A 15,983-nucleotide genomic window follows, 5' to 3' on the forward strand; every position below is an offset into this window, starting at 1 on the left:
TTTATTCATCAAAACTCAAACGCACATTTGGAGTCGTTGGCAATGCCTGACAGCTGAGTACATAACCTTTTGCAAGTTCTTCAGGTTCAAGACTATAGTTAATTGCCATCTCGACCTTGCCTTCAAGTACTTTGCATTTACAGGTTGCGCATACGCCACCTTTGCATGCATAAGGTAAATCGGCACCTGCACGTAATGCAGCATCTAGAATACTGTCATCTTCTTTGGCGACTTCAATGATCAACTCGCGCCCATCCAGCACAATATTGACTTTTTCTTCATTACGATTGCCAATGTGCTGCGCTGTGGCTTTTTTCACAGCTCCAGTATTAAAACGTTCAGTATGAATTTTGCTGCGTTCAATGCCAAATTCAGGTAAAACCGTTTCGACGGCCTCCATCATTTCATTGGGACCACAGGCAAAACAATGATCAAATTCTGCATGAATCAGATTTGCTTTAAATAATAATTGCAGTTTTTCAGCATCAATCCGACCATTAAACAAAGCACTGTCATTCATTTCACGAGAGAAGACATTGATCAATTGAAAACGCTCTTTAAAACGATCTTTTAAATCCATGATTTGCTCAGCAAACATGGTTTGTTTCCAAGTACGATTGCCATAAATCAGAGTAAAACTGGCAGCTTGTTGCTGTAATAACACTGTTTTTATAATGGATAAAATTGGGGTAATTCCACTGCCTGCAGCAAATCCTAAGTAGTTTTTTCCTCCAGTTTTGGCAACTTTTTGAAAAAAAATCCCTTGCGGTGGCATTACTTCAAGTTGATCACCGGCTTTTAAATTGTCATTTGCCCAAGTTGAAAATTGACCTTGATCAATTTTTTTAATCGCAATACTCATGTCTTCTTGAACATCGCTACAAATCGAATAACAACGACGAATTTCACCACTTTCTGTTAAATGGCGAATGGTTAAATGTTGCCCTGGTTGATACTGAAAGTGCTGTTGTTGTTCTGGTGTAAGATCAAACGCAATACAAATCGCCTGCTCAGTTTGAGGCGTAATTGATTTTATGGTTAATGGTACAAATTGACTCATGTGAAAATCCCTCTTTCATTTTAACTTTTCAAACTGTTGAACAATGTTCAACTTAAATACATTTGAAATAGTCAAATGGTTCTAAGCAGTCTTGGCATTGATATAAGGCTTTACATGCAGTAGAACTAAATTCGCTTAATAATTTGCTGTGTATGCTGTAGCAATGTGGACATTCAATCCCATCGGTTAATGCGACATGTGTACCACAACTGTGTGCCTCGCCTTTTGGAGGTGCAATACCGTATTGTTTCAGCTTGTCTTTGCCATTTTGGCTCATCCAATCGGTGGTCCAAGCTTCTGTTAAATCCACCACAACTTGAATCGGTGTGAAACCTTTTGCAGTAAACGCATGTACGATTTCATCTTTCAGCACATCTGTTGCAGGGCAACCGCTATAGGTGGGTGTAAGTCGAACCACAATATTATTGTCCTGATTCAACTCCACCCCACGAATCATGCCTAAATCCACAACCGATAACACTGGAATTTCAGGATCAGAAATCTGTTGTAAAATATCCCAGCAATCATCGCTAAATTGTCGAATTAAATTCATGTAGTTCACTCCTTGTGAAAAGCTGAACTTACCAACTCATATTGGGATAAGTACGTTGCATATATTGCAATTCAGCCAAAACGAAACCTAAATATTCAGTATGCAGGCCTTGTTTTGCACCACTACGATAAGCCCCTGTTTCAGGTAAACTAAGCTCTAAACGTTGCAGTTCAACTGTTACGACATCCAGCCATTGCGCTTTTAAAGGTTCAATATTTGGAATTAAGCCTTCTGATACCAAGCCTTGTTCTTCGGTGGTTAAGACAAATAATTCTTTGCTAAAACGCCACAATTCGTTTAAACCTAATTGGGTTTTTGCATGTGCTTCGCTCGTCCCTAAACTTAAACGTTCCATCCAAGCGGTAGAAAAACGTAAGTGATATTTCACTTCACGTAATGATTTCAGCGCAAATGCAGCTAACGCTTTGTGTTGACTATGGCTTAATGCAGCAAATAACAAATGATGATAATGATCCATTAACCACTGGCGTACCATGGTTTGTGCAAAGTCACCATTGGGTTGTTCACATAACAATAAATTGCGATATTCACGTTCGTTACGGAAAAATGCCAATTGATCTTCGTCACGACCTAAGCCTTCCTCCTCACCGGCAAGACTTAACAATGTTCTGGCTTGGCCTAGCAAATCCAAACCAATATTGGCTAATGCAATATCCAGCTCTAGCTCAGGCGCATGACCACACCATTCGGCCAAACGATGCGATAAAATCAGTTGGCTATCACCCAAATGCAATAGGAACTGTGCAAATACTGAATGACTCATCTTCGTCCCCCTTACATATGCTCAATGCCATCTGGAATATGGTAAAACGTCGGATGACGATATACCTTGTCTAATGCTGGATCAAAAAATTCATTTTTTTCATTAGGTTGAGATGAAGTAATCCATTCAGATTTCACCACCCAAATACTGATCCCTTCATTGCGACGGGTATAAACATCACGGGCATTTTGGAGTGCAATTTCTGCATCTGGTGCACGTAGACTACCCACATGACGATGGCTTAAACCTTGTTTACTTCGTACAAAAACTTCAAATAGCGACCAGTTATTTTTATTGTCCATCATAAAATCCTTATTAAATTTGACTAAAACGCTGAACTAAGCAACTTTGGCAGCAGCTTGTTGTTGCTTTTTTTGTGCATAGACCACAGCAGTATCACGTACCCATTTGCCACCTTCCCACGCTTTACGGCGTGCTTCGATACGTTCGTGATTACATGGGCCTTTACCTGCAAGAATGTCAAAAAATTCGTCCCAATTAATTTCACCAGACTGGTAATGTCCTGTTGCTTCATTAAAACGTAAGTCAGGATCTGGCACAGTCAAACCAAGCTGTAAAACTTGCGGTACCGTGTTATCCACAAATTTTTGACGGAGTGCATCATTACTAAAGAGTTTAATTTTCCATTGCATGCTTTGCGCGCTGTTTGGAGAATTGTCATCACTCGGACCAAACATCATTTGTGCAGGCCACCAAAAACGATTCACTGCATCTTGTGCCAATTGTTTTTGCTCAGGTGTCCCATTTGCCAACTGCATCATGGCTTCAAAGCCTTGGCGTTGATGGAAACTTTCTTCTTTACATACACGCACCATGGCACGTGCATAGGGACCATAAGAGGTACGACATAACGCAACTTGATTGACAATTGCCGCACCATCAACCAACCAGCCAATGGCAGCAACATCGGCCCAAGTTAAGGTTGGATAATTAAAAATTGATGAATACTTCATCTGCCCAGCAATGAGTTTATCCATCATGTCATCACGATCGGCACCCAAGGTTTCAGCCGCACTATATAAATACAATGCATGCCCTGCTTCATCTTGAACTTTAGCAAGTAAAACAGCTTTACGTTTTAAGCTTGGTGCACGCGTGATCCAATTGCCCTCAGGTAACATTCCCACAACTTCTGAGTGTGCATGTTGTCCAATCTGACGAATTAAAGTTTTACGATATGCATCTGGCATCCAATCTTTAGGCTCAATCGAAATATCCTTTTCCAGAGATTGATCGAAATCTTTTTGATGATTATTCATTGTGTCCTCACTTATCCCAAGTGTTATGCTATTTAAATTAAAACGATACAAATAAAAAATCAATACATATTTTTATGTATCATAATTATTTTAAAATTTACTTCTGCAAATAATTGTTTTAATTAAAATTATTTTTATTATATTTTTAATATCACAATATTTAGCTAAAAAAATTTGACATTTTAAAATTTAAAAGACAAATTATGAGTCATTAAAAATAGAAAACCATCTAAAACGTATCACAAAAGGAGTTTGAGTAATGCTTGATTTAGATACGGCAATACCCCATACGGAACCCGATGAAATGACCACAAAATCAACCACGCAGCCTGCGATTAAAACATTAAGCTCTTTGGTTTATGGACAAGAATATTTCGCTCAACAAGACTTCCGTACTGTCTATCATGCGATAACAGGTGAAGCCATTTATCAAGTGAGTAGTCAAGGAATCGACACGCAAGCCATTGTTGATTATGCAAAACAAAAAGGTGCTGCACTTGCATCACTGACTTTCCATCAACGTGCCAATGCATTAAAACAAGTCGCTCAATATTTGCTGGAACGCAAAGAAAGCTATTATGAACTCGCCAAAGCAACAGGTTGTACCCGTAAAGATGCTTGGATTGATATCGAGGGTGGAATCGGAACTTTATTCGCCTATTCGAGTTTAGTTCGTCGTGAACTCAGCGATGAAACCGCCTTGGTTGAAGATGCTTGGATTCCGCTGTCTAAAAACGGTACCTTTGGTGCAAAGCATATTCTTAGCCCAAAGGCTGGTGTCGCTGTGCATATTGATGCTTTTAATTTTCCAATTTGGGGAATGTTAGAAAAAATTGCCCCTACATTATTGGCAGGTGTGCCATGTATCGTTAAACCGGCCACGGAAGGTGCAGAATTGACCCACGCTGTTGTCAAAGACATTTTGGCTAGCGGCATCTTAGCAGAAGGTGCATTACAGCTTATCTGTGGTCAAACTTATGATTTATTCGAACATTTAAACCCTCAAGACACAGTAACGTTTACAGGTTCTGCATCCACTGGGCAAAAATTACGCGCAACGCCGCATTTAAATCATTATTCAATTCCATTTACCATGGAAGCAGATTCTGTTAATAGTGCTATTTTGACTCAACACGCATCTACGGAAACAACCGATCTATTTGTACGAGAAGTCTTTCGTGAAATGACCACAAAAGCCGGGCAAAAATGTACTGCAATCCGTCGCGCCTTTGTTCCCGTAGAGTTACTTGAAACAGTACAAACACGGTTAATCGCAAAATTAAAAAATGTGGTCATGGGTAATCCTGAACGTGAAAATGTCACTATGGGGGCATTAGCCAGTGTAAAACAAAAACATGATGTGGCTGAAAAAGTAGAGCAACTCAATCAAGAGGCTGAAATTGTATTTGGTAGCCACCTTCGTCAAGATTTCACCATTCAAGCTGAAAATCCTGAACAAGGCGCGTTTTATCCACCGACTGTTTTAGTCTGTAAAAATCCGAGCCAAGCCACGACCATTCATCAAATAGAAGCTTTTGGTCCAGTTGTTACTTTAATGCCTTATGCAAACCTTCAAGAGCTGGCTGATTTAGTTGCACGGGGTGAAGGTAGTTTAGTTGCTTCTGTGGTGCGCAATGCGGATGAAAATGTAGAGCAGATCATTGCCAAAATTGCACCTTGGCATGGTCGAGTACATATCCTAGATAGTGAAAATGCCAAAGAAAGTACAGGTCATGGTTCGCCTCTTCCTTACTTAGTTCATGGCGGTCCAGGTCGTGCTGGTGGTGGTGAGGAATTAGGTGGTTTACGTGCGGTAAAACATTATATGCAACGCACAGCAATCCAAGGTTCACCCAAAGCCATGACACAAATTGGTCATAGTTGGACCATTGGTTCAGAGGTTTTTGAAGATCGAGTTCATCCCTTTAAAAAATCATTTGATGAATTACGTATCGGTGAACGCCTATTGACTGCTCGCCGTACTGTGACAGAAGCTGATATTGTCAATTTTGCTGGCTTAAGTGGAGATCACTTCTATGCACATATGGACAAAATTGCTGCAGCTGACTCAATATTTGGTGATCGTGTTGCGCATGGCTATTTTATCGTATCCGCTGCTGCGGGGTTATTTGTAGATGCAGCACCAGGTCCAGTGATTGCAAACTATGGGATGGACAATTTACGTTTTGTAGAGCCTGTTAAAATCGGAGATACCATTCAAGTCGAATTAACCTGTAAACAAAAAACTCCGAAGCCTTTACAAGACCCAAGCCAAAAAGCCCACGGCGTTGTTGTTTGGGACATTAAAGTAAAAAACCAACGACATGAACTAGTTGCCACTTACGATATTTTAACCTTAGTCAATCGCGACTAATTAAGCGTTTGTTTAAAAATAATTTTTATTGAATCAGCTCCCCTAAATTTCCAAAGTTAGCCTCAGTCATTTTGTGGCAATAACGCTAGGCTTTAGGGGAGTTTTTCAAACCTATCCTAAATAAATTACCCCAAAATAAATACTGAACAGATGCAATTTCAGTCAGCGATCTCTGCATTAATAAATCACATTGTTGGTGGTGATGATGTATTTGCCTAAAAAAGATGAAATTTATGGAATTAAACACGCGACCAAAATAACTTGAGATGAGGTGATTGCTCACACGGATACAACGTTGATTGATAACACGACAGTACACATTACAGCTGAACCGATTGGATGACTGAGTGAAGATATAACTTATAAGGATTTATACAAAACCTGATTCAACTTCATCTGCAAAATCATATTTACCCAAATCAGTTTATTTGGGTTTTCTTGTTGCAAAAGACATTAAAAAGATACCAAAAATTATAATTTATTTAATTTAAGTATCAAATTATAATTAAAATTTAAAACCAACACATCGATAAAACTTACAATTATTTGATTTAAAATATTTTAATATCATTATTTAAAATTTAAAATATTACCAATTTAAATTAAAAAGATACCATTTTTATTTTATTTTAAAAATAGTGTATCCATTCGAAAAATATTCAAGCATAATTATTCGATTGATTCATGATGAGTCAATACGACAAGGATTTTGTTTCAATCAAAAAACCAAGAATAGATTGAAGCATAAGTGAAATACAAAAAGGAAAAGCTATGGAAAACTCTCAAGCAGAATTGCACGGCTCGACGCTTGCACTTCCTACTTCATCGGCATCACGTACTCGCAAAATTGCGATAGCAACGATTGTTGGGACCACCATAGAGTGGTATGACTATTTTATTTATGCCGCTGTTGCAGGCTTAGTTTTTAATCAACTGTTTTTTAAACCCGCAGGTCCAGCCTTTGCCACCCTGTTGGTTTTTGCATCTGTAGGGATCAGTTTTATTTTTCGGCCTTTTGGCGCATTTATCGCAGGTTATTTTGGCGATAAGTTTGGACGTAAAACCGTTCTAGCCGCTACGTTAATCATGATGGGTGGAACCACAACTCTAATTGGCTTATTACCCACTTACGACAGCGTGGGTATCATCGCGCCTATCATTTTAATTTTACTGCGTATTTTACAAGGAATTTCCGCAGGCGGTGAATGGGGCGGTGCTGTACTGATGGCCGTTGAACATGCACCTACCCAAAAACGTGGATTATTTAGCTCATTCCCACAACTCGGTGTTCCACTTGGTTTATTACTGGCATCACTGGTTTTAGTGATCATGACTGGCTATGTTTCACCAGGAGAAGAATTTTTAGCGTGGGGTTGGAGAGTTCCATTTATATGTAGTATCTTCCTCTTTGCTTTAGGCTACTGGATTCGCCGTTCAGTTGAAGAAAGCCCTATTTTTGAGGAGTTAAAGCAGAAAGGCACCACGCAGAAACCGATCCGTGAACTTTTTGGACAGTATAAAAAAGTCATTTTTAGCTCAGCATTATTGATAGCTGGTACAACTGCGCTGGGCTACATGACTGCTGGTGGCTTTATTCAAAGCTTTACCACCAATCCAAATGGTCTGAATTTAGAGCGTCCAATCATTTTGACCTTGATCAGTATTTCTGCCGTTATTTGGACCTTCTTTACTTGGTTATCTGCAGTGCTTTCAGATAAATTTGGACGTAAACCAGTTTATATTTTCGGCTCATTGATTCAAATCATTACCGCTCTGGTGCTTTTCCCACTGATTAGTACAGGCAACTATAGCTACATCATGTCTGGTCTAGCCTTATTATCAATGGGTATTGGAATCACCTATGGTGTGCAAGCTGTCTTTTATTCTGAACTCTTCCCTGCTTCTATTCGCTTTTCGGGTATATCCATCACCTATGCGATTGGCTCGATCATTGGCGGTGCATTCGCGCCATTAATTGCAGCAGCATTAATCGGCAAAGTAAACGGTATTTATTTAGTCAGTGCATATTTAACCGTGATGTCTGTGATTGCTTTTTTAGCGATTTGTATTTTTAAAGACCGCACAGGTATTGCTTTAGAACCTGATGCTGAAGAAACCCAGAAAAAATCACCTTTCATTTGGAAATAAACTTAAGTCAAGGATGCCTTATGTTATTCAATACACCATTTACAAAGATTTTTACTACGCTCATATTCATCAATACTTGTGCTTTTACACAACTAGCGCTAGCCAAAGATGAATGGAAATTAACTTTAAAAAATGCCTATATTGATCGCAATTTTGACCAAAAAAATATCAAAGATTCAGGGAGTTGGTCACAAGGCGTATCATTATTTTATCACTCACAATTTTATGACACACCCATTGAAATTTTAGAACATCCTCTGCAAATTGGCGTTGATGGTTCAATGCAATATGCGGTACGTCTAAGCAATGACAAACATGTCAATGATACCGTATTGCCTTTTGACCCAGTCAAACAAGAACAAGCAGCAGACTATTTAAAATATGGGGGTACACTTAAACTTAAATATGATCAGGCAGAATTGAGAGTGGGTGAGTTATGGCTCAATTTACCCATGACCGCAATCGACACAAGCCGTCAGCTTTTAACGACTTATCAAGGTGTGAACTTAAAATTTCCAATTCAAGAAAAACTTAAAGTCGAACTTGGTCATGTGTCGAAAAACTCTCCTCGCAATGAGGAGGATTTTTATAAATTTTCTTATACGCAGAAAGGTATAAAACATTATTCAGATGGATTGGATTACCTGAATTTATCTTATGATGTGAATAAAGATTTTAATATCAATTATTACTATGGGCATTTAGAAAATTTATATGATAAACACTATTTAGGTGTGGAGCATCGATACCCAATTGCTGACAATATCGCCTTACATTCAAAGTTACGATATTTTAATTCGCAAGATAATAGCAGTGCTTTAGATATCGATAGCCAAAATGTAGGTTTATTGGAAACATTGAAACTGAACAATCACACTTTAGGTGTCGGTTATCAACGAATTATTGGAGACGCCTACCCTTTGCCTGATGGTTTTTTACCTGAGCTTTATTTTATTAACTGGAATGTCACAGGCTTTTTTAAAGAAAATGAAAAATCATGGCATTTTGTTTATGGTTATGATTTTAAAGATTACATCCTCGGTTTAAACAGCATTGCAAAATATGCGGTTGGGCGGGATATTAAAATGAGCAATGGTGATAAAAATAAAGAGTCCGAACTTGATGTTCTGACGACTTATAATTTTCAGCAACCTGCGCTAAAAGGACTGTCTTTACAGCACTTATTTACACGTTACCAGCAAGATTATGGGAGTGATTTTACAGAAAATCGTTTCTTTATCAATTATCAATATAAGTTCTAATCCTCTCATCTCGAAATCGTTTCAATCCATGTCTGATGAATTTCATAGGCATGGATGAGGAAAAAACGTTTATATCAACTGACCGTCGCTTAATCTAAGGCAATATTGTCAGACTAAGCCTCTAATATAATTACATTTTAACTTAATTTTTTAGGTAATATGGATGAATCGTAAATACTATGATAAAAACTTAAATCAAAGATAACGAAAGATTATAGAATTGCTTATCACGATTTCAACCTGTAGAGAAGTTGAATTTTTAATGTGTTAAAAAAAGTACCTTAAGGTACTTCTATATAAAAATAAATAATTAAAAAACCCATTCAACACCAATCACACTTAAAGATATTCATCATCACTCCCCTACAGGGATTGAATATTTAAGTTGATTATTTTTCTGTTCTAAAGGCATCTGATTTTGCTTAATCATTTTCTGTTGATAATCGCGCTCTGAAATTACCCCTCTATTGCGGGCCTTTTGCAATGATTTTAGCTGTTGCTCGCTTTCATGTGCATTCAAAGCATGAGTATCATTATTTTTCAGAAGATATTGAGATCTTTCAAATGGACTCATATTAGAAGTATTTGCTCGATTTTCATACATTTTTGCGACATTTACATCACGTTGAGCGATACGATCTTGCTCTTGTTGCTTTGACAACTCAAAAAAATCAACATGTTCACTATTGTTATTCCCATATTGAGGTTCTTCATTTTGTAAAAACACATAGGATTGAGGTTTTTTCGACCAATCTTCAGCGCTATACACAGAACCAGCAATTACAGGACTAATAAGCAACATTAATATTTTTTTCATCAAGTATACTCAACTCAAAATAGTGAAAGTCATCGCTATGTATCATACTCTATTTGTAATGTGCGTGATTTTCAAATAGTACTTGTAGATGTCCATGATAGATATTTAAGCATAAAAAAGCGCTGAAATTGTTGATACAAGAAATTAAAGGATTCACTTATTAATCAATTTCCCATAACGACCAATCCATCCTGTTCAGATAAAAATTTTAATTCAACAAGCTTATCAATATCTCTATAAAATGTTCTTTCGGTTTTTCTATCATATAAAATCTGGATTTGTGGAATACGATAAAGTTCTGCTTTTGACAAAAATTTATTACTTTCATTCATCACTCGCATCACATTATGAATAAGATTGAATTGCCTATCTGAAATTTCCTTCCTAAATTTAGCGTTATTTAAAGCTGTTTGGTAAAGCAAATATCCGATTAATTTATTACTTTCATCATGAAGATATTCAATTGTTTCAAACATACCATTCAATATAAATTCAATAAATGGTTGATTAGGGTTATCTTCCTTTTTATCAGCTAGTTTTCTACACTGATTGAATAGAGCAAAATATTCATGAATATTCGTTTGATAATACTTCCAAATAGCAGATGAACTAAACCGATATCCTGACTGCTCAAGAATAAACATTTCAATCAGACGCCCAGTACGTCCATTACCATCCCAAAATGGGTGAATTAGCTCAAAATAATAATGTGCTAGCCCTGCTCTAATTATCGCTGGTTGATTAATTACGTTTGGACTATTTAACCATTCTATCCACGCCTGAATAAGATATTCAATATCCTCTATGCACTTGGGTGGTCGATAGGTCCCTCCATGAGAATCATTACCAACTATTGTTTTTTGAGTTGGCTGGTTATTTCGTAACTGCCCTGCTGGATTATGTTGCTCTTCTAAATTCTGAGATACCAATATATGTAATTGAAACATCGTAGAAAGTTCAAAAGGCTTACCATCTACAGGCTTTAACTGTTTAGAACTGGTTTTTTTTATCCATTCAATAGATTCTTTTAAATTTGTCAGTCTTCGCTCTTCTGACTTTTGAATAGTCTTAGGGTCCTGTTTTAATATGTTTGCAGTTTCTTGTTCTGTAAATTGCCCTCCCTCAATAGTATTGGTACTGTAAATACTGCTTGCTAATACCTTATCCTGCACTTGATCAATAATTAAGGGCAAACTTGGAGTTTTGTTAAAGCGCTTTTGTGAATCATTGACACGATTAAGCATCGCTTGGACTTGAGTATGTTCAAAACCCAATTGAAAAGTAAAAAAGCCTGATTTATATGTCATGACTTTTAACGTCGTTTCATCTATCCATGTTTTACTTTGTTCAGGCATATTTTGTCAGAAAAAATGTCAAAGAAAATGTCAAATCATTATTATTGTATTTCAGTTATTTAGTCAATTTTTTAATAAAAAATATCAAAAAAATGTCAAAGAAAGTGTCAGAAAAAATGTCAAAAAGAAGAGTTTTAACTAAAATATATAAATATCATAAACTTAGTCATATTGAGGAATTATCTAAAATACATCGTACTTATTACACCGTTTTTAATGTGTTGAAACTGGTCCCGCAGTATTTATCTAACCTTCTTGCTAATTTATTGAATGTTATTTGTGCGCACTCCACTTTTTTGCTTTACAGGCTGAATATTCAATGAAAAAACTATTTTGCTGCTCAATTTTAAAAGGATCATATTTTTCTATGGCATATTTAGCTATAACACTTTTTATTCAATTTTATTTACAGTTTTTAAATTAAACTTATATTTTTCAAAATATTAATTTTTCTCATAATCATCCTAACTACTGTTATAATGACCACTGCAAGTCAAATCGTTATTTTTAAATTTTAATGAAAATGGGATTTTTGAAAAAAATAAAAAGTTAACAACTCATCAAACACTTCAAATTTAATTTTAAAAAGCATCAATTATATTTTGGACAGACGTGTGCTATGCAAAAATTAAATTGATTTATGCTACGGAAAGCAAATTATGCAAGATGAAATTAGTGATTTAGATTTCTTTATAACCTTAGCCTCATCAAAATCAATGACGCGTGCTTCCATTGAAATGGATATTCCCCTGCCGACAGTAAGCAGAAAATTAGCAAAACTTGAATATTTTTATGGTAAGAGGCTTATGAATAGATCTGCTAGACAATTTGATTTAACCGAGGCTGGTAAATTATTATTAGATCGCAGTATTTACATATCATCTTTAATGAAACAAGTTCATGAAGAAGTTTCTCAAAATGTGAATTCTTTTGCAGGTAAATTACGTATTGGTAGCTTAAATTATCTTGGGCGTAGTAAGTTAGGTTATTTAATAGCAAAATTCAGCGTACCGCATCCAAATCTAGAAATCGAACTCATTCTTTCTGACTCGAAAATGGATCTTGTGGAAAATGAACTTGATATCCTTTTTCAACTCGAACAACCCAATAATGTAATCTACAACTCAGAGGTTTTACTCGATACTAGACGTATATTCTGTGCTTCCCCCAAATATTTTAATAAATTTGGCTATCCTACACATCCCTTAGACTTACTCAATCATCGCTGCATTTGCCTAATAAGAAATCGTCACATATATCAAGATTGGAAATACAGTATAAATGACGAAATATTTGAGGTTCATGTACACCCTTATTTAAAGAGTAATAATGCTGAAGTTACGCACCAATGGATGATTCAAGGATTTGGTATCGGATATCGTCTATATCACGAGGTCAAACAAGAATTAGAAGAAGGTATATTAATTGAGTGTTTTAAAGACAATCATTCATCTGAATTGTCACTTTACATGGTGTATTCAAAATTAAAAAAGAGAGAGGTTGTCAAAGATTTTATTAACTTTACCAAAGACAATATTAATTATTGAATTTTCTTGGAATGTTATAAGCCAAACCGCCGATAACATTCCATTTATTTTATGCTTTAAAATTGCCATGTGTAATCAACATTGACTCTCGTCTCATTGGCGGGTCTGAATACGATTCTCTCATTAGGTAAATCATTACGATAACGCGTATAGCGAGCACGGATACCAACACCCTTGAGCATTCCACGAGGTATGCGATAATTTAGATCAAAATCGAAAGAGTCTTCTTCAAATACCTCACCCTTTAACCGAGGAATTTCGATATCAGTTCCTTGGCTATATCTCGCCATAAATTTTAAACCATCTAAAGCAGTATCTTTAAAATCATAGTCATATCGAACACTGATAACTTTTTCATTTTGATTGGTGAAATCAGCACTTATACTATCCATAAATACTGCAGGTTCAGCATGACCCAATGTTGGCATTGCGGTGTCGCCTAAAGAGTGCATATATCCTAAACTCAAGGTATGATTAAGAATATTTAAACCGACAATCCCACTTAAATGTTGATTGTCTATTTTCCCTGCTAATTCTTTTCCAGCATCTTCACTGAGAAACGCTCTAAAATCGCCAAGAACATGACCGATTCCGACATCATGTTTAGTTTTTACACCAATAAAATTTTGAGAATATACATCATGCAAATTTGCGTGATATAGATCTGCTTTAACGCCTTCACTAAATTGATATTCAGCGCCAAGCATATATAAGCCTGAAGACTCAGCAGCTGTTTTAAATCGTCCATTGATATTTCCTATACGAATTTTTTCATAGTTCGTTGAGTCCCTATGATTGACTCGATCGACATATAATCCATGAAGCTTAAGATCTTTTACTTCATTAAACTGCACGTGTGCACCGCGGTAATTCTGTTGGAATAATCGTGCAGGGCTTGAAAAAATTACTGGGAACATCGGCGAAAGTGTCCCGATATGAACTGTCGAATCATTTACCTTGGTTTTCAGGGTCCAACGCAACTCTCCTGTATGATCAGGACGCTCATTGTTTCTATCCACAGGCAATAAACCTGAAGCAGCATAATCTTTATTATTTCCCATAAGATTAAAACCTGCTAAAGCAAGAACATCCAAGCCAAAGCCTACATTTCCGCTGGTATATCCAGATTTAGCATTTAGGATAAAACCTTGAGCCCAATCTCTTGCTGCAGGATATGGAACATTGTTTATATAATCTCTATCAAAGTAATAATTTTTTGTCGTTAACGATATTTTACGATCTTTGATAAATTCAGCATTTGTAATTGTGGGAAGCGTAGTCGTGAAGCCGACTAATCCAAGAAAAAATATATTCTTCATGATATGTACCTATTTTTACTTTAATCTTTAAGGTGTAAAAATCCTGACTACCTGAAAATCATTGAGGTAGTCGTTATTGTTTTTTTATTTAAACTTTTGAAGTTTGAGGAATTGTCACGTTAGAAGTTGAATAACGCCCTTTCAAATAAAGCGCTAGCGCCGAAATTAAAATAGGCACTGCAAGTACGAAGAAAATGCCGCTCATACCGAGATTAAATGTGAAAATATAGGCGCCGAAAAATGCCCCGAAAATAGCACCAAAACGGCCTAATCCGTGCATCCATGAAACACCAACTCCACGGCATTCTGCAGGATAAAATATCGCAGCTAAAGATGGCAATGAGGATTGTGCGCCAACCAAACCAGCGCCTGCTAAGAAAATAAACAATGCGAGTAAATAAATATTTTGGGTAAGAAATCCTGTTATGACAAATAATACGGCTGATATAAAATATGCAAAAGTGATGGTTTTATTCACGTCATATTTACTCATAAACCAACCAATGAGGATTGTTCCTGCAACGCCACCAAATGGGAAAACTGCTGTGACTAAACTAAACTGTTCTGGTGTAAATCCTGATTCCTTAAGAAGCGTGGGCATCCAGCTTGTAAGCACATAAAATACCAATAAACTCATAAAGCAACAGAGCCACATCATTGCAGAGGGTACAATAAACTTGCCGACGACAAGACTAACGGGATTGGTATTTTTTTCAGTTAAATCAGCATCTAGGCTTTTAACAGGAACTAATTGTGCATCGATAAATTTACCCTGTATATTTTTTACAATTTCTAATGCTTCGATTTGTCCTTGTTTTTTAATCAAAAAATGCAACGATTCTTTTAAAAGAAAAATCGAAACAACGGCAACCACTACAGGAATAGCCCCACCTATATATAGCACCATTTTCCAACCATGATTTGATAAAAGACCTGCTGATAAAACACCACCAATGGTAATACCAAGCGGTAGTGCACAAAATAATAAATTCACCATCCATGCACGGCGATGCGCTGGCATATATTCAGATACGAGTGTTGCGGCATTTGGCATTGCAGCACCAAGTCCTAATCCCGTTAAGAATCGATATATCATCATTTCAGTCGTGTTATTTGAAGTACCTGTCAGTATAGTTAAAACACCAAAAATAAATGCCGAACCGATAATGACCCATTTTCGTCCAATCTTATCGGCTAATATTCCTGCAAATATTGCTCCAATCGCCATTCCTATTAAGGCAACACTCATTACTGGGCGTAGATCATTTTTAGTGATCCCCCAATCATCTAACAATGCTGGAGCGATAAACCCGACTACCCCCGTATCAATCCCATCTGCTAAAATCACTAAAAAACAAAGTATAAATATTATCCACTGCTGCAGAGATAATTTTCTAGTATCAACGGCTTGCTGTATGTCTAGTATTATTTTCATCATAAAATCCTTTTACTGCATTAAAAATGCCAATAACAATCATTGTTAT

Annotated in this window: 13 protein-coding genes; 4 read left to right on the forward strand and 9 right to left on the reverse strand. The window is 36.5% G+C overall.

Annotation, left to right across the window (positions count from 1 at the left end):
• Position 1: 1 nt before the first annotated feature.
• From paaE to paaA, 5 genes are read right to left on the reverse strand one after another with little or no spacing between them, the layout of a single operon-like run.
• Entirely contained in the window at positions 2-1,060 is a 1,059-nt protein-coding gene (paaE, locus tag M2R48_RS16295) for a 1,2-phenylacetyl-CoA epoxidase subunit PaaE (RefSeq protein ID WP_262086766.1), read from the reverse strand.
• 52 nt (positions 1,061-1,112) lie between these two features.
• Positions 1,113-1,613, reverse strand: a complete 501-nt coding sequence (gene paaD, locus M2R48_RS16300) for a 1,2-phenylacetyl-CoA epoxidase subunit PaaD (RefSeq protein ID WP_262086767.1) — start codon at positions 1,611-1,613, stop codon at positions 1,113-1,115.
• Positions 1,614-1,641: 28 nt separating this feature from the next.
• On the reverse strand, positions 1,642-2,397 hold the full coding sequence (paaC, locus tag M2R48_RS16305) for a 1,2-phenylacetyl-CoA epoxidase subunit PaaC (protein WP_262086768.1): 756 nt from the start codon (positions 2,395-2,397) through the stop codon (positions 1,642-1,644).
• Between the two features lie 11 nt (positions 2,398-2,408).
• Positions 2,409-2,699 (reverse strand): 1,2-phenylacetyl-CoA epoxidase subunit PaaB, encoded by a 291-nt coding sequence (paaB, locus tag M2R48_RS16310; protein ID WP_004817294.1) that lies wholly within the window; start codon positions 2,697-2,699, stop codon positions 2,409-2,411.
• A gap of 36 nt (positions 2,700-2,735) precedes the next feature.
• Positions 2,736-3,677, reverse strand: a complete 942-nt coding sequence (gene paaA, locus M2R48_RS16315) for a 1,2-phenylacetyl-CoA epoxidase subunit PaaA (protein ID WP_004717768.1) — start codon at positions 3,675-3,677, stop codon at positions 2,736-2,738.
• Between the two features lie 304 nt (positions 3,678-3,981).
• Between paaA and paaZ the strand changes: the two genes are divergently transcribed.
• The 3 genes from paaZ (at position 3,982) to M2R48_RS16330 (ending at position 9,461) form a co-directional block, all read left to right on the forward strand.
• Positions 3,982-6,051: a phenylacetic acid degradation bifunctional protein PaaZ gene (gene paaZ / locus M2R48_RS16320; RefSeq protein ID WP_262087521.1), complete on the forward strand. Its 2,070-nt coding sequence runs from the start codon at positions 3,982-3,984 to the stop codon at positions 6,049-6,051.
• A 771-nt stretch (positions 6,052-6,822) separates the two neighbouring features.
• Positions 6,823-8,199 (forward strand): MFS transporter, encoded by a 1,377-nt coding sequence (locus M2R48_RS16325; RefSeq protein WP_262086769.1) that lies wholly within the window; start codon positions 6,823-6,825, stop codon positions 8,197-8,199.
• 20 nt (positions 8,200-8,219) lie between these two features.
• On the forward strand, positions 8,220-9,461 hold the full coding sequence (locus M2R48_RS16330) for an OprD family porin (protein ID WP_262086770.1): 1,242 nt from the start codon (positions 8,220-8,222) through the stop codon (positions 9,459-9,461).
• Between the two features lie 355 nt (positions 9,462-9,816).
• Here the strand turns inward: M2R48_RS16330 and M2R48_RS16335 are convergent, their stop codons facing one another.
• Together M2R48_RS16335 and M2R48_RS16340 are read right to left on the reverse strand one after the other, a co-directional pair.
• Positions 9,817-10,278, reverse strand: coding sequence for a hypothetical protein (locus M2R48_RS16335; protein WP_151803225.1), 462 nt, complete (start codon positions 10,276-10,278; stop codon positions 9,817-9,819).
• Positions 10,279-10,442: 164 nt separating this feature from the next.
• Positions 10,443-11,633 carry a Fic family protein gene (locus M2R48_RS16340; RefSeq protein WP_262086771.1) on the reverse strand — a complete coding sequence of 397 codons (1,191 nt, stop codon included), beginning with the start codon at positions 11,631-11,633 and terminating at the stop codon, positions 10,443-10,445.
• A 659-nt stretch (positions 11,634-12,292) separates the two neighbouring features.
• On the opposite strand from M2R48_RS16340, the gene M2R48_RS16345 reads away from it, so the two are divergent.
• Positions 12,293-13,180, forward strand: coding sequence for a LysR family transcriptional regulator (locus M2R48_RS16345; RefSeq protein WP_262086772.1), 888 nt, complete (start codon positions 12,293-12,295; stop codon positions 13,178-13,180).
• A 56-nt stretch (positions 13,181-13,236) separates the two neighbouring features.
• On the opposite strand, the gene M2R48_RS16350 is transcribed toward M2R48_RS16345, so the two are convergent.
• Positions 13,237-14,499, reverse strand: a complete 1,263-nt coding sequence (locus tag M2R48_RS16350; RefSeq protein ID WP_262086773.1) for an OprD family porin — start codon at positions 14,497-14,499, stop codon at positions 13,237-13,239.
• Between the two features lie 88 nt (positions 14,500-14,587).
• Positions 14,588-15,934 carry an MFS transporter gene (locus M2R48_RS16355; protein ID WP_262087522.1) on the reverse strand — a complete coding sequence of 449 codons (1,347 nt, stop codon included), beginning with the start codon at positions 15,932-15,934 and terminating at the stop codon, positions 14,588-14,590.
• Positions 15,935-15,983 lie beyond the last annotated feature (49 nt).

The organism is Acinetobacter sp. I-MWF, from assembly GCF_025433935.1.
GTDB lineage: Bacteria > Pseudomonadota > Gammaproteobacteria > Pseudomonadales > Moraxellaceae > Acinetobacter > Acinetobacter guillouiae.

Coding starts and splice junctions, on each gene's coding strand:
- paaE (WP_262086766.1), bottom strand. CDS start 1,060: ATGAGTCAATTTGTACCATTAACCATAAAATCAATTACGCCTCAAACT.
- paaD (WP_262086767.1), bottom strand. CDS start 1,613: ATGAATTTAATTCGACAATTTAGCGATGATTGCTGGGATATTTTACAA.
- paaC (WP_262086768.1), bottom strand. CDS start 2,397: ATGAGTCATTCAGTATTTGCACAGTTCCTATTGCATTTGGGTGATAGC.
- paaB (WP_004817294.1), bottom strand. CDS start 2,699: ATGGACAATAAAAATAACTGGTCGCTATTTGAAGTTTTTGTACGAAGT.
- paaA (WP_004717768.1), bottom strand. CDS start 3,677: ATGAATAATCATCAAAAAGATTTCGATCAATCTCTGGAAAAGGATATT.
- paaZ (WP_262087521.1), top strand. CDS start 3,982: ATGACCACAAAATCAACCACGCAGCCTGCGATTAAAACATTAAGCTCT.
- M2R48_RS16325 (WP_262086769.1), top strand. CDS start 6,823: ATGGAAAACTCTCAAGCAGAATTGCACGGCTCGACGCTTGCACTTCCT.
- M2R48_RS16330 (WP_262086770.1), top strand. CDS start 8,220: ATGTTATTCAATACACCATTTACAAAGATTTTTACTACGCTCATATTC.
- M2R48_RS16335 (WP_151803225.1), bottom strand. CDS start 10,278: ATGAAAAAAATATTAATGTTGCTTATTAGTCCTGTAATTGCTGGTTCT.
- M2R48_RS16340 (WP_262086771.1), bottom strand. CDS start 11,633: ATGCCTGAACAAAGTAAAACATGGATAGATGAAACGACGTTAAAAGTC.
- M2R48_RS16345 (WP_262086772.1), top strand. CDS start 12,293: ATGCAAGATGAAATTAGTGATTTAGATTTCTTTATAACCTTAGCCTCA.
- M2R48_RS16350 (WP_262086773.1), bottom strand. CDS start 14,499: ATGAAGAATATATTTTTTCTTGGATTAGTCGGCTTCACGACTACGCTT.
- M2R48_RS16355 (WP_262087522.1), bottom strand. CDS start 15,934: ATGAAAATAATACTAGACATACAGCAAGCCGTTGATACTAGAAAATTA.